The 13,552-nt window shown below is 54.1% G+C and carries 13 protein-coding genes; 11 read left to right on the forward strand and 2 right to left on the reverse strand.

All coding sequences use genetic code 11. From position 1 onward, the window contains the following. The first annotated feature begins 61 nt into the window (after nucleotides 1-61). From DTHIO_RS11250 to DTHIO_RS11290, 9 genes are all read left to right on the forward strand, one after another. Complete coding sequence (locus DTHIO_RS11250; RefSeq protein WP_040418555.1) at nucleotides 62-1,123, forward strand: protein-glutamate methylesterase/protein-glutamine glutaminase; 1,062 nt, start codon at nucleotides 62-64, stop codon at nucleotides 1,121-1,123. A gap of 156 nt (nucleotides 1,124-1,279) precedes the next feature. Beyond that, a complete protein-coding gene (locus tag DTHIO_RS11255; protein WP_008870423.1) occupies nucleotides 1,280-3,217 on the forward strand; it encodes a HEAT repeat domain-containing protein in 1,938 nt (645 codons plus the stop codon). Further along, complete coding sequence (locus DTHIO_RS11260) at nucleotides 3,214-4,095, forward strand: CheR family methyltransferase (RefSeq protein WP_008870424.1); 882 nt, start codon at nucleotides 3,214-3,216, stop codon at nucleotides 4,093-4,095. Before DTHIO_RS11255 ends, DTHIO_RS11260 begins: the two co-directional genes overlap by 4 nt. 29 nt (nucleotides 4,096-4,124) lie before the next feature. Beyond that, on the forward strand, nucleotides 4,125-4,520 hold the full coding sequence (locus DTHIO_RS11265; protein WP_008870425.1) for a PilZ domain-containing protein: 396 nt from the start codon (nucleotides 4,125-4,127) through the stop codon (nucleotides 4,518-4,520). A gap of 42 nt (nucleotides 4,521-4,562) precedes the next feature. Then, the gene (locus DTHIO_RS11270; RefSeq protein WP_008870426.1) at nucleotides 4,563-5,339 is read left to right on the forward strand and encodes a ParA family protein; all 777 of its coding nucleotides are present in this window, start codon (nucleotides 4,563-4,565) and stop codon (nucleotides 5,337-5,339) included. Next, nucleotides 5,336-6,061 (forward strand): chemotaxis protein CheW, encoded by a 726-nt coding sequence (locus DTHIO_RS11275; protein WP_008870427.1) that lies wholly within the window; start codon nucleotides 5,336-5,338, stop codon nucleotides 6,059-6,061. The genes DTHIO_RS11270 and DTHIO_RS11275 overlap by 4 nt, the downstream gene beginning before the upstream one ends. A 20-nt stretch (nucleotides 6,062-6,081) precedes the next feature. Next, nucleotides 6,082-6,450 (forward strand): response regulator, encoded by a 369-nt coding sequence (locus DTHIO_RS11280; protein WP_008870428.1) that lies wholly within the window; start codon nucleotides 6,082-6,084, stop codon nucleotides 6,448-6,450. A 57-nt stretch (nucleotides 6,451-6,507) separates the two neighbouring features. Next, entirely contained in the window at nucleotides 6,508-9,285 is a 2,778-nt protein-coding gene (locus tag DTHIO_RS11285; protein ID WP_008870429.1) for a chemotaxis protein CheA, read from the forward strand. Between the two features lie 6 nt (nucleotides 9,286-9,291). Further along, the gene (locus tag DTHIO_RS11290) at nucleotides 9,292-9,837 is read left to right on the forward strand and encodes a tetratricopeptide repeat protein (RefSeq protein ID WP_008870430.1); all 546 of its coding nucleotides are present in this window, start codon (nucleotides 9,292-9,294) and stop codon (nucleotides 9,835-9,837) included. Between the two features lie 207 nt (nucleotides 9,838-10,044). On the opposite strand, the gene DTHIO_RS11295 is transcribed toward DTHIO_RS11290, so the two are convergent. Both DTHIO_RS11295 and DTHIO_RS11300 read right to left on the reverse strand, forming a co-directional pair. Beyond that, complete coding sequence (locus DTHIO_RS11295) at nucleotides 10,045-10,551, reverse strand: hypothetical protein (RefSeq protein ID WP_008870431.1); 507 nt, start codon at nucleotides 10,549-10,551, stop codon at nucleotides 10,045-10,047. 69 nt (nucleotides 10,552-10,620) lie between these two features. Next, on the reverse strand, nucleotides 10,621-10,821 hold the full coding sequence (locus DTHIO_RS11300) for a heavy-metal-associated domain-containing protein (RefSeq protein ID WP_008870432.1): 201 nt from the start codon (nucleotides 10,819-10,821) through the stop codon (nucleotides 10,621-10,623). A gap of 298 nt (nucleotides 10,822-11,119) precedes the next feature. Between DTHIO_RS11300 and DTHIO_RS11305 the strand changes: the two genes are divergently transcribed. Next, nucleotides 11,120-11,845, forward strand: a complete 726-nt coding sequence (locus tag DTHIO_RS11305; RefSeq protein ID WP_008870433.1) for a pyridoxine 5'-phosphate synthase — start codon at nucleotides 11,120-11,122, stop codon at nucleotides 11,843-11,845. A gap of 113 nt (nucleotides 11,846-11,958) precedes the next feature. Continuing rightward, nucleotides 11,959-13,536, forward strand: coding sequence for a bifunctional ADP-dependent NAD(P)H-hydrate dehydratase/NAD(P)H-hydrate epimerase (locus DTHIO_RS11310; RefSeq protein WP_008870434.1), 1,578 nt, complete (start codon nucleotides 11,959-11,961; stop codon nucleotides 13,534-13,536). The last annotated feature ends 16 nt before the right edge of the window (nucleotides 13,537-13,552 follow it).

Below are 13,552 nucleotides of genomic sequence, written 5' to 3' on the forward strand. Positions count from 1 at the left end.
CTTTTTTCCGGAGCCATGTGGCCCGGACAATCGAGTACAGCGAGAAACCAAGGTGGCAAAAGTGATCAGAGTCGTAGTAGTTGACGATTCGGCCTTCATGCGCAAGGCAATCAGCACCATGCTTCAGAAGGACCCCGAGATCGAAGTGGCGGGGGTGGCCAGAAACGGCCAGGAAGGCTTAGATATGGTGCGCAAGCTGAATCCGGATGTAGTTACTCTGGATATTGAGATGCCGGTCATGGACGGGCTTACCGCCCTGAAACACATCATGATGGAAATGCCCAGGCCGGTGATTATGGTCAGCTCACTGACCACCGAAGGCGGAGAGGCCACCCTGAAGGCCATGGAATACGGGGCGGTGGACTTTATCCCCAAGCAGCTCTCCAAGGTCAGCCTGGACATAGTAAAGATCGAGAAGACCCTGCAGTCCAAGGTCAAGACAGTGGTTCAGAAAAAGGGGAGTCAGGCCGGAGCCGTGGCCAGGAGCAAACCAAGAACAGCTAAGGAGGTTTCCAGAACCATTCAGGACAGGCCCAGGGGAAAAGTGGTCCGGGACATAGTGGTTATAGGGGTTTCCACGGGAGGACCTCCGGCGGTGCAGAAGGTGCTCTGCGAACTCCCCCCGGATTTCCCCGCCGGGATCCTCATCGCCCAGCATATGCCGGGTGCATTCACGGGTCCCTTTGCCAAACGTCTGAACGACGCTTCTTCCCTCTGGGTAAAGGAGGCTGAAGACGGGGATGTCTTGTCCCCGGGGCGGGTCTTTATAGCCCCCGGTGGCAGGCACCTGATTCTAAACCCCAGGGCTTCAAGGATCGAACTGTCCGTAACAGCCAAGCCCGAGGATGTTATATACAAACCCTCGGTCAATGTGCTTTTCAGTTCTGCGGCCAGCGGCCCGGGGCACAGGACGGTTGGGGTTGTCATGACCGGAATGGGCAGCGACGGCCTGCTCGGGGCCAGGGACCTCAAGGCGAAAAAGGGTGTGCTCCTGGCTCAGAGCGAAGAGACCTGTGTGGTATACGGCATGCCCCGGGCGGTCATAGAAGAGGGGCTGGCCGACCAGGTGCTAAGCCTTGACGACATGGCCCAGGCCATTACAAACCACCTGTACGAGACGTGACTTTTTTCCAGCCACAGGGTCGGATGGCGGGAGGCATTGGCTGACTTGCCTTCAGGCAACTGCCGGGCATGTTTTGTATCTGCTTTTATCTTGAAAAACCGTCAAAAGCAGAAGCATGCAGAAGCTGCCTTTTGCAGCAGATAAACAGGAGCAAAAATGCATCAGGACCAACAGGAGATACTAAGGCTCTTGCAGAGCGAAAACCAGGCGGACCAGCGTGAAGGGGCCTTTCTGGCCCGGGATATAAAACTGGCGGCGGCGGTTCCCCACCTGGTGGAACTTTTGCAAAGCCGAAGCATCGGGGTGCAGGAGGCTTCGGACATGGCCCTGCGCAAGATCGGCGGTGCCGGAAGCGTAAACGCTCTCATCCCCCTTCTGTCCAGCGATTCCCCCCCGGTGCGCAATCTGGCCATGGATATCCTGAGGCATATCGGACACCAGGACATGGACGCCCTGCTGGGACTGCTCAAGAACGAAGACCCGGACCTGCGGATTTTTGCCGCGGACATCCTGGGCTCCACCAGATCCTACCTGGCTGTGAGCCCCCTGTGCGAGCTTCTTCTCAAGGACCCGGAGGTCAATGTCCGCTACCAGGCTGCTGTGAGCCTGGGGGATCTGGGCAGATCCGGGGCCACGGAGTGTCTGAACCGGGCCTTCATGGATGAGGAATGGGTGCAGTATGCAGTGGTGGAAGCCCTGTCCAAGCTGCGGGACGAGTCTTCGGTCAAGGTGCTTATTCAGGCCCTGGGCAACAGTTCGGAACTGGTGTGCTCCATGATAGTCGACGCCCTGGGGGAGATGGGCAACATTAAATCCGTGCCCATGCTGCTCAAGCGCATGGAGGATTCTCCGGCGGCCCTGCGCAACAAGATAGTCAAGGCAGTGATCAAGATCCTGGGCGGCAAGGCCCTGACATTCCTGAGCAACAAGGAAAAGGAAAAACTGCATGAATATCTGCTGGCGGCTGTAAACGACGATGAGACTGATATACAGGACGCGGCGATACTGGGGCTTGGCTACGTGGGCCAGGAAAGGGCGACCCGCAAGATTCTGGAGCGCGCGACCCGGATGGATCCGGAGCATGAAGAGGACAGGCTGAACAGAGCCCAGCAGTCCCTGGTATCCATAGGTTGCAATGAGTCCCTGGTGGAGGGCCTTTTCTCGGATGACGAAACCCTGTCCTTACTGGCGGTAAAGGCTCTGGGCAGCATCGGCGGCAATGAGGCGGTGACAAACCTCATGAGCGCTTTTCCCCGGAAACACCGTGATCTGCAAAGGGAGATCGCCTGGGTGCTTCATGACTGTGCCGGCTGGGAGGCCAGGGATTTTTTTGTGCAGATTCTGCGGGAACATCAGGACGGGGATGTGCTCAAGGCGGGACTGGGCTTTATCGGAAACAGACTGCAGGACGAAGACAGTGTTTTTGTTCTCATGGGGTTTCTGGAGCACCCCTGGGACGACGTCAAGGAGACCGCCCTGGAAGCAGTTTTGAGTATCGGCGGGGACAAGGTCCTGGAGCACTTTCAGAATATGCTCACCAGCCGGGAGATCATTCACAGGGTCATGGCGGTTTACGCCATGGGCAAGCTGGGCGCTGCCAGCAGCCTTGAGAGCCTTTCCAGGGCCCTGGGTGACGAGGCTTACGAGGTCAGAAAAATCGCCCTGGAGGCCCTGGGCCATATCTGTCCCGAAGACAGAAATGTTCTGCCCCTGGTGGTCCAGGCCCTTCAGGATGAAAACAGGGAAGTCAGACGGGGGGTTGTGGAGCTTCTGGATGAATGCCCTCACCCGGATACCCATTTTTACCTGCTCAAGGCCCTGGAAGATCCCGATGAATGGGTCAGAGTCAGGGTGATAGAGGCCCTGGGCAGAAACCGGGTCAAGGAGCACATCCCGGAGATGCTGTCCATCTGGGAGAGAAGTTCCCAGCTGGTGAAGATAAAGATCGTGGAGGCCCTGGGCAGTATTGGTGGGCAGACGGCATTCAGGTCTCTTCTGGACATTCTCGACTATGGCGATCCGGAAATCCAGGATGCAGCGGAAAGAGCGCTGGATAAACTTCAGGAACAAGGTACGGAGCAGGGGCAAGAATGAATTCGCCATTTTCCCAAAGCATAACCTTCAAGAAAGAACTGAAGATCGATGACCAGGAATTCAAGCAGCTGCGCGACTTTATATATGAAAAAAGCGGCATCTATATCGGGGACAACAGGAAATACCTTCTGGAAAACAGGCTGGGCAACAGGCTCAAGGCCCACAACCTCAAGAGCTTTAAAGAGTATGCCTATTTTTTGCGCTATGATTCCCAGCGCAATGAGGAGCTGGCCAAGCTTTTCGAGGTGATAACCACCAATGAGACCAGCTTTTTCCGCAATCCGCCCCAGATAAAGATTTTTCAGGACCAGATCCTCAAGGATATTATAAAGGCCAAAAAGGCCAGAGGTGAAAAAAAGCTGACCATTTGGTCCGCCGGATGCTCCACAGGAGAGGAGCCGTATACCCTGTCCATAGTGCTGCATGAGGTCCTGCAGCACGAGCTCGGCTCCTGGAAGCCAAAAATCATCGCCAACGACCTGTCCAATGCGGTTCTCTCGGCGGCCAGGCGGGGCATATACACGCAGTATGCCCTGAGAACCACCCCGCCGGAAATCATCAAAAGGTATTTTGTTGAAGAATCCGAGGGCAAGTTCAGAGTCCAGGACAGGGTCAAGGACCTGGTGCAGTTCGGCCAGATCAACCTGAGCGACCGTTTTCAGCTCAAAAAGGTGGAGCGCTCAGACGTGATTTTCTGCCGCAATGTGATTATATATTTTGACGACGAAATGAAAAAGAACGTCATAAATTCATTTTATGACAACCTGTTGCCGGGGGGATACCTTTTTATCGGCCATTCCGAGTCTTTGCACAACATCAGCCGGGCCTTCAAACCCCTGCATTATCCGGGGTCCATTGTGTACCTCAAGGAAAAATAAACCGAAGTTTGTGATCCGGGAGACTGCTTATGCAGAAGCAAGAAGAGCGCAGGCAGTATGTGCGCATTCCAAAGAACTACAGGGTGGAGCTTCAACCTCTGGAATTTCCCCTGGCCGCCCAGAAAAAGATCAGGGTGGAGTCAGCGGATATAAGTTCCGGGGGACTCAGGCTCAGCTGCGATGAAAAGTTCGGTGAAGGCCAGACAGTCCAGGTCCGGGTATATATTTCCGGGCTGAACAAACATCACCCCGGTTTTTTCAAGGTGTTTGAAAGCGATGCCGGGCAGTATCTTCAGGCGGTGTCAGAGGTGAGCTGGGTCCGGGAGAAGGTTGCTTTTGAGCTCTACGAGATGGGGCTTAAGTTCGTGGATGTCTACGAGGACGACTGGCAGGCCCTGAAGACCATGCTGGACAGGATGCAGTAAAGGCTCAAGCCGGGTTTGCACCCCGGTGCAGGAGGGGTTTCATTGCCTGGAGAGGTGCTTGCAATAGCCAACCAGAAAGGCGGGGTGGGCAAGACGACTACAGCGCTGAATCTGGGTTCGTCTCTGGCCGGGCTCAAGAAAAAGGTCCTGGTCATGGATCTTGATCCCCATGCCTGCGCCTCCATTCACCTGGCCTTTTACCCGGAACAGGTGACTCATTCCGCCCTTGACATTTTTAAGGCATACCCGGATTTTGAAGGCACGTACAATACCTGTGTGTATAAAAACAGGCAGGGCCTTCTTTTCGATTTTGTCCCCAGCAGCATTCAGCTCTCGGAACTGGACGCGGATCTGCGGGACGTTTCCGGAAAAGGGCTGATTCTTAAAAAATGGATTGACGGACTACGAAATGATTATGATGTCATAATCATAGACTGCCCTCCGCAGATGGGCATTATCCTGGTGAATTCACTGGTGGCCGCCGACCTGGTGATTATTCCCACGCAGACCGATTTTCTCGCCCTGCACGGGTTCAAGCTCATTTTCGATACCATGCGGCTGTTAAACAAAGCCCTGAAAAGGCCGATAAAATATAAAGTGCTGGCTACAATGTACGACAGAAGGGCCAGTGCCTGCCGCCGGGTTCTAAATACCCTGCACAGGAAAATGGGGCCGGAAAGACTTTTCGAGACAGTGATAAACACTGATACCAAGTTCAGGGAAGCAAGCGCCAGGGGCAGGGTCATACATGACTATGCCCCGAGGTCCAGGGGCGCTTTGGAGTATTACAAGCTGGCCCGGGAGATACTTAAAAAATGAAAACTCCAGAACAGTACTTTCAGGAGCAGGTGTTTGACTCTGATGCCCTCCTGGATCAAAAAGAGGTTTCGGACCAGGAACAGGCGTTTATCCAGAAATACCTCGGAGAACTCGCCGAAAATCTTCCTGACGTGGGTCCCCAGGCCAGGCAGACTCATGCTTTTCCTCCCCCGGCAAAAGAAGAAAGCGTGGATGCAGGAGATGATGAGCAGACGTTTGAGGGGGGCCGGGAGGAAAAATACGGGGCTGCAGGCCTCTCAGAGGACCTGCGCCGGCGTCAGGAAGTGCAGTTAGTGAGTTTTTTCATGGGGCAACAGGAGTATGCCCTGCCCATAGATGCGGTCCAGGAGGTGATCAAGTATATCCAGCCCTCCAGGCTGCCCACGGCCCCGGCGCATGTGGAAGGAGTGATAAACCTGCGCCGCAAGATCACCCCGGTGGTGGATCTGCCGGGTTTTATGCGTATAAAAAAGTCTGACAGAGATGAACACAGGTTCATGGTGGTCTGCAGGCACTCAGGGTTCCAGGTTGCTCTTTTGGTGGAGCGTATTGCTACTATGTACCGCATATCCGACAGTGATATCGAGTGGAACGTGGACAGTGCCCTGGGTGGCGGTTCAGGTGTGGTGGAGGCTTTGATCAAGAATAGAGAGAGGATTATCTCCGTACTGAGCATTGAAAAGATAGTCCAGCATCTGCTGGGGGACCATAAAGACCTATAAACCATGGAGCAGCACCGAAAATGGCCAAACATATTCTCATGGTGGATGATTCCAAGACAGTGCGAAACCTCATTGCCTTTATCGTCAAGAAGGAGGGGTTTCATGTGACCACTGCCGAAGACGGCCTGGACGCCCTGGAAAAGCTTTATGCCGCCTCAAACGTTGACCTGATAATAACGGACATCAACATGCCCCGCATGGACGGTTTTACCTTCGTGCAGAACCTGAGAGAGCAGGAGGCATTCCGGGATGTGCCCGTAATCATTTTGTCCACGGAAGGGCAGGAAAAGGATAAGGAGCAGGGTCTCAGCCTGGGGGCCAATCTGTACATGGTCAAGCCGGCCCAGCCGGAATGGCTTTTGAAAAATGTAAAGATGCTTCTGGGGTAATTTAAAGGTGTCGTTTTCAAGGCGCAGGCATGTAAGAAACCGGGCGCGGAGTAATATATGAGCCAAGACTTTTTCGACCCGGAAGTGTATTCCGACTTTGTAGTGGAAGCCAGGGAGCACCTGGAGACCATCGAGCCCAAGCTTTTGGAGCTGGAGAATAATCCCGGCAACCTGAGTCTTCTAAACGATATCTTCCGGCCCATGCATTCCCTCAAGGGGGCTTCAGGCTTTTTAGGTCTAAAGGACATGAATGCCCTGGCCCACAAGGGCGAAAATATCCTGGACGAACTGAGGCAGGGCCGCATCCAGGCCAACTCCTCCATTATGGACCTGATCCTGGAAGCCACCGATGCCTTGCGCACCATGGTGGACAACCTGGAAAGCATGGGGCACGAGGGCAGCCTGGAAGTAGGGCACATAATCGAGCACATTGACGAAATTTTAAAAAACAAGGATGAGCAGGCCTCATCAGGTGCTCCGGCTCAAGAAGTTCAAAAGGAAGAGCAGGACTTTTCCCATCCTGCAGCAGAACAGAACTATCTCCTGAACATGGTCAGCCTGGATCATTTGAGCGACTTCATAGAAGAGGCCCAGGAAAACCTGACGGCCATAAACTCCTTGCTCCTGGAAATGGAGAAAGGTGAAGGCAGCAGCCAGGACCGGATAAACGACCTGTTCCGCAATTTTCACAATCTCAAAGGCAACAGCGGCATTATAGGGTATATAGAACTCAATGCACTGGCCCATGAAGTGGAGACATTCTTAAACACCATCCGCTCCGGAGAACAGGTCCTGGACCCGGAGGCTGTGGACGTCCTCCTGGAGACGGTTGATGTCCTGGAATCTCTGCTTGGCAATATCGACAGGGAGACTGGAGAAGTGCAGCCGGAAAGCATATCCGGCATTACCTCGCGCATAAAGGAATTGAAAAAGCGTTTCCAGGTGCACCAGGACGAAGAAGACAAAGCAAAGGACAACGGGGCCCGGGAAGAGGCAGAAAACATTTTTGCTCAAGCCCCGGCGGATAATGAGGTTGCAGGGCAACAACAGGGAGACAATGATCCGGAGGTGGATCCCCAAGACCTGCAGATTTTCAGGCAGACTGTGGACCAGCAGTTTTCCAATATGAAACACGCCCTGGACAAATTAGAAAAGGAGGGCACGGACAAGGAACTGGTTGACGGTCTCTACAGGTCGCTGGTGACGGTGCAGAATTCCACCGGGTACATGGGATTTGAAGAACTCAAGAATTATGCTTCCAATACCGCCAACCTTGTGGACCAGGGCCGGAAGACGGATACAGACTTTTCCCTGATGCACGGTATCCTCAAGCAGGAAGTGGACATACTGGAATCCATGATCAACAGGCATCTCTCAGGGCTGTCTTCAACGGTCCAGGACCTTCCTGCACAGCCCTCCCCGGAGCCTGACAGGGAAACCTCTGCAGAAAAGCCGTCGGAGGCTTCCCGGGTCAGCTCCGATCCACAGGAAGAAGCAGAGCCCTTTGCACCAGCAATGGATATCCCGGAGCAGCAGCAAGCCCAGGCAGCCAGTCAGGCCGGGGAATCTGCAGAGCCATCAGGAGCCGGCAAAAGCGCAGACCAGGGAGCGGGCAGTGAGCCCCAGGCCAAAAGCCAGGGAAGCACTACATCCACCATCAGGGTGGACCACGGCAAGCTGGATGAGCTTATGAACCTCATCGGGGAGCTGATTATAAACCGCAACAGGTTCGCAATGCTCTCCAGGTCCCTGGAAGAGGGGCAGGATGTAATGGAGGTGGCCCAGCAGCTTAATGAGACCACCAACTCCATGGCCCGCATTTCCGACGATCTGCAGGTGACCATAATGAATGTGCGCATGGTGCCCGTACGTTCGGTGTTTACCAAGTTTCCCCGGTTAGTGCGTGATCTGAGCCGCAAGAACAACAAGAACATTCAGCTCATCACTGAAGGTGAGGAAACCGAGCTGGACAAAAGCGTTGTGGAGCTCATAGGCGATCCCCTGGTGCATCTGATCCGCAATGCAGTGGATCATGGCCTGGAACTGCCGCAAGAGCGAAAAGACCGGGGCAAGGAGGAAAAAGGGACAGTATGGCTGCGGGCAGCACATAAAGGCAACTCCGTGGTTATCGAGATAGAGGATGACGGCAAGGGGATAGATCCGGAAAAGATGAAAGCCAAGGCAGTGGAAAAAGGGATCATAGACCGGGAGGAAGCCAGGAACATGGAGGAAGATCAGGCGGTGGATCTTATTTTCGCACCGGGCTTTTCCACGGCCGAGACCATTACTGATGTATCCGGGCGCGGTGTGGGCATGGATGTGGTCAAAAACAATATCAAGAGCCTGAAAGGCAATATATCCGTGACCTCTGCTGTGGGCCAGGGGACCAGGTTCTCCATAGCCCTGCCTCTGACCCTGGCCATAATAGACGCCCTTATGGTCAAGGTGAACGGGCAGGTCTACGCCATTCCCTTAGACGCGGTATCCGAGACCACCAAGATCCAAGCCGGCAGGCTAAATGAGATCAACAACCGCAAGGTAATAACCCTGCGCGGGGAGGTTCTGGGTATTTCCGATCTGGCGGAGCTGCTGGAACTGCCTGTGGACCAGGCAGACAGGGATGAGCTGCCCTTAGTCATAATCAAGGTCGGAGACCGCAGGATGGGCTTCATTGTGGAAGACCTGCTGGAAAGGCAGGAGGTGGTCATCAAGTCCCTGGGAGAATACCTGGGGGACCAGCCAGGAATTTCAGGAGCTACTATCATGGGCGATGGAAGTGTGGTACTCATCCTTGATCCCAACGAAATCTACAGGATCGCCACCAGCAGGAGTTGACCCCATATGAGCGCCGGCAGCAGAAAGGAGTCCGGTTCAGATAAAAACCGCAAAATGTCCCGCAGAGATCTGTTCAAGGGGGTATTCAATAAGGTCCGGGGCAACAAAGCCCCGGAAAGGGAATCAAGCGGGCTGGATCCGGACATGGCTTACGCGGACAGGCTGATCAGGCAGGGAGAGTACGAAAAGGCCGCCCACCTGTACTCCAGAAGGCTCAAGAAAGAACCAAGGCACCTGGAGGCCATGCGCAGCATGGGGTACTGCCATTTCATGCAGGGGGATTATTCCAGGGCCAGAGAGGCCTGGGAAAAGCTTCTGGGATTTCGCCCCAGGGACAACTTCGCCCTTCTCTACACAGGCCTTGCCTGCGCCAGGCAGGGGGACGTCCATGAAGCCCTGGAAAACTGGAAGCTATACTATGATATCCGCAAACCCGCGGTGCAAAGAGCGATAAATCTCTTTCTGGCCAGGCAGGAGAGAGGTGAGGAGCTGGACGCCCGGGAAATGGCGGACTCGGTTCAGGAGGCCCTGGAAAAGCAGAAAGATGTCTGAAATGGGCAGAAGCCAGAAGTCAGAGATCAGAAGTCAGAAGTCAGAAGTCAGAGGTCAGAAGGCAGATGTCAGAAGGCAGAGGTCAGGGGGCAGCCAGCACTCAACTTGAGGCAGTGATTTTGCCCTCCGTAGGCGTAGGCTCCTCTGAGCCGGAGGCCGGGCCCGGCTGGACCGGCAGCTCAAGTTGAGTGCTGGATGGCTGAAAACTCAGTTTGTCTTGTCTGATCCGGGATGATGGTGTTCAGTATCCTGGATATTCAGGGCCAGGTTTACCTTCTGAGCGCTTTCACTGGCCTTCCATTCTTCATAGATCTCAATCCACCTGTCGAAATCCAGGACCTTGCGATCCAGCTGCTCTTCGTGCAGCCCGGCCCAGGTATTGAAGAGCTGGATCTCGCCCTTGAATACAGCATGGTCCATAATCCGGGGGACAAAGCCCACATCGTACTTTATTCCGTCGAACTGGTGCATGATATGCTCCACAATGGCCTGGCGGCACACTTCAGGGGTTATTTCCTTTTCACACAGGGTCCTGGCCAGATCAGCCAGGTGGCCGTATTTTTCCTGCATTTTCTCAAGCAGTTCCTCGTCCAGGTTTATGGAAAGACTGCCTTCATCATCACTGATGAAGTAAAACCTGAGCCATAACTCAAACTGAAATACACGGGTAAGGTCCCTGATGGCCTCTTTGGTTTTCTCTTCACTGGTCTGCATTCAATACTCCGTATACAGCCGGTTCATCTGTTGAAGTTTTTAAACAGCTGCAATTTAAGCTTGATTATTTTATTCGATCACCTTGTAGCCCGCGTCCTCAACCGCCTTTTTCACCGCTGCCATATCAAGGTCCTCTCCGGCATCAATATCTGCATGCCCGCTTTCCAGGCTGACCTGGACACCGGACACACCGGGCATCTTGTTCAGGGCATCGGTTACAGCTTTTACACAATGTCCGCATGACATGCCTTCTATTTTTATTCTGGCCATGGTGACCTCCCTTTGGGTTTAAATTCGGCAGCCGGGCAGAGCTGCAGGGTCAAAAATACCAATCGCCGGAGTGAAAACAGAGTCAAAACAGCAGTATCTGTTTCGGCCCTGTTTGTATCCTGAGTGCCATACATACTGCCTTGATATAAACCCCCGGGTCAAGAGGAAAACGTCACGGGCCAGGGCGTAAAAGCTGTAAGCTGCAGGCTTGACTTTTTTGAATCCTTAAGAGAATATCCTCTATTTACTTTACATGTCTGGTTTGCGCAAGAAAGCCGGGCTTAAGCAGGAGATTTGTATGCCGGTACTGGTAGTTAATGTCGACCACGTTGCCACTTTAAGGCAGGCCCGCATGGGGAGCGAGCCTGAGCCGGTCACAGCGGCCCACCTGGCGGAAATTGGCGGTGCCCGTGGCATCATCGTTCATCTGCGTGAGGATCGCAGGCATATACAGGACCGGGATCTGAGGCTTTTAAAATCCACTCTTACAGCCAATCTGCACCTGGAAATGGCTGCAACAGAAGAGATGCAGGGCATAGCCTTAGATGTGCTGCCGCACATGGTCTGCCTGGTCCCGGAAAAACGCGAGGAGCTCACTACCGAGGGAGGCCTGGAGTGCAGGGGGCGCGAAGGCTTTATCAGGGATTATCTGGAACCGTTCAAAGAAAGAAATATCCATACCAGTCTTTTTATAGATGCAGAGCCGGACCAGATAGAAGCTGCTGCTTCAAGCGGTACCGAATATATCGAGATTCACACAGGCCATTATGCCGATGCCCCGGATTCCCCGTCCAAAAAGACAGAGCTGGATAAAATACTGGCCGGGATCAGATATGCCCACTTGCTGGGCCTCAAGGTCAATCTGGGCCATGGTCTGAACTATCAGAACATTCTGGCTTTTGCTGCAGTGGAAAATATCTGCGAATACTCCATCGGCCACAGTATTATATCCAGGGCGGTGATGGTGGGCATGGTCAGGGCCGTGGAGCAGATGAACGAAATCATCCGCGGCTTTGCCAGATAGGGTAAGCTTCCGGCAGTAAGAGGGTTTCCGGCAAAAGCAGAAGAGCTTTAAACAGTTTCGACTGACAGGCATTTCTGGATAAAATGTTCTAATAACAGCAGGAGAAAGGTAATATGTATCTGCCCTTGCCCACTCCGCAGGAAATGGCTGCCTGGGACAAAAGAAGCATGGACGACTTCGATCTCAGGCCGGAACTGTTAATGGAGAACGCCAGCCGCGAGGCCTTCAGCCAGATCAAGCACAGGTTTGCTGATCTTGCCGGGCGTTCCGCCCTGCTCTTTGCAGGTCCGGGCAATAACGGCGGCGATGCCTTTGCCCTGGCCAGGCACCTGTGGATCAGCGGGGTCAAGGTCATGACCCTGCACTCCAAAAGGCTCAAGGAGTATGACGGTGCTTCGGGTTATCACCTTTCAGTACTGCGCAAGCTGGAAGTGCCCTATGCCCATCTTTCTGAATACAACTTTGATTTTATCAGAGACGTGGACATTATCGTGGATGGGCTCCTGGGCACGGGTTTTACAGGGGAACTGCGCCAGGACTACGTGGACTGGATAAAATCCATCAACAAAATGGGAGAAAAGGCTTACGTCATCTCCCTGGATATTCCTTCAGGCATCGATGGTATAACCGGCGAGCCCAGCCCTGTGGCTGTAAGGGCCGACGATACCGTGGCCTTTGAAGAGGCCAAGCTGGGTCTTATGCAGCCGGAAGCCAGAGAGTACGTGGGTTGCCTGAGCATTAAAAAAATCGGTATTCCTCAGAGCATCAAGCATGACAGCCCCCCGGAACATTATGTCCTGGATGTTGATATACTGGACAGGCTGGTAATCCCCAGACGGACGATGCACAAGGGAGAGGGAGGGCACGTGCTGGTGCTGGGAGGGTCCCAGGCCCTTTCGGGTGCGGCTGTGCTCACCTGCCTGGGTGCCCTGCGCGCGGGTGCCGGCCTGGTGACCCTGGCCTGCCCGGCTGATCTTGCCCGGCAGATAAGATGCGGATGGCCCGAGATCATGACAATCCCTCTGGGTGAAGGATTTGATTGGCGCCGGGAAATGTTCAGCCAGCTAAAGGACGAGCTGCCCCGTTTCGATTCTGTGGTGGTGGGCCCGGGCATGGGCCGTGACGACGATACCAGGGCGTTTTTTTGCGACTACCTGGAGAATGTGCATCAAAGGACACTTTTTGATGCTGATGCCCTTTATTTTCTGGCCGGGGACGATTCCCTCATGCAGCGGATCTCCCGTTCCAGCGAGGTGATCCTTACTCCGCATCCCGGGGAAATGGCCAGATTTTTCCATGTTTCTGCCGCCCAGATCAACCAGGAACGCAGCCGTTTTGTCCGTGAATTCTCAGAAAAATACAACGTCAACCTGGTGCTCAAAGGGGCATCCACGCTTATTTCCGGGGTGGACAGGCATTTCTATATATCGCCTTTTGCTACCTCAAACCTGGCCGTGGGTGGGTCAGGGGATGTCCTGGCCGGTATCATCGGCAGTCTCATGGCCCAGAGCTTAAGCACCCTGGATGCGGCCAGCCTGGGAGTATACTGGCACGGCCTGGCTGGAAAGGATCTTGAAAATACTTATCCCTTCAGGGGTAACCTGGCCAGGGAGATCGCGGACATTCTGCCCGGGGTGCTGGCCAGATACAAGGGCAAGAAGGTCGGGGACAGGGTTTTTTTCTTCTGTTAAAATGACGTGTTAATCA

The sequence above is a fragment of the Desulfonatronospira thiodismutans ASO3-1 genome (genome assembly GCF_000174435.1).
Taxonomy (GTDB): domain Bacteria; phylum Desulfobacterota; class Desulfovibrionia; order Desulfovibrionales; family Desulfonatronovibrionaceae; genus Desulfonatronospira; species Desulfonatronospira thiodismutans.

Bases quoted from the DNA above. Each gene is read 5' to 3' on its own strand.
- DTHIO_RS11310 (WP_008870434.1), top strand. From the start codon at position 11,959: ATGTATCTGCCCTTGCCCACTCCGCAGGAAATGGCTGCCTGGGACAAA.
- DTHIO_RS11290 (WP_008870430.1), top strand. From the start codon at position 9,292: ATGAGCGCCGGCAGCAGAAAGGAGTCCGGTTCAGATAAAAACCGCAAA.
- DTHIO_RS11260 (WP_008870424.1), top strand. From the start codon at position 3,214: ATGAATTCGCCATTTTCCCAAAGCATAACCTTCAAGAAAGAACTGAAG.
- DTHIO_RS11305 (WP_008870433.1), top strand. From the start codon at position 11,120: ATGCCGGTACTGGTAGTTAATGTCGACCACGTTGCCACTTTAAGGCAG.
- DTHIO_RS11295 (WP_008870431.1), bottom strand. From the start codon at position 10,551: ATGCAGACCAGTGAAGAGAAAACCAAAGAGGCCATCAGGGACCTTACC.
- DTHIO_RS11280 (WP_008870428.1), top strand. From the start codon at position 6,082: ATGGCCAAACATATTCTCATGGTGGATGATTCCAAGACAGTGCGAAAC.
- DTHIO_RS11265 (WP_008870425.1), top strand. From the start codon at position 4,125: ATGCAGAAGCAAGAAGAGCGCAGGCAGTATGTGCGCATTCCAAAGAAC.
- DTHIO_RS11275 (WP_008870427.1), top strand. From the start codon at position 5,336: ATGAAAACTCCAGAACAGTACTTTCAGGAGCAGGTGTTTGACTCTGAT.
- DTHIO_RS11255 (WP_008870423.1), top strand. From the start codon at position 1,280: ATGCATCAGGACCAACAGGAGATACTAAGGCTCTTGCAGAGCGAAAAC.
- DTHIO_RS11300 (WP_008870432.1), bottom strand. From the start codon at position 10,821: ATGGCCAGAATAAAAATAGAAGGCATGTCATGCGGACATTGTGTAAAA.
- DTHIO_RS11285 (WP_008870429.1), top strand. From the start codon at position 6,508: ATGAGCCAAGACTTTTTCGACCCGGAAGTGTATTCCGACTTTGTAGTG.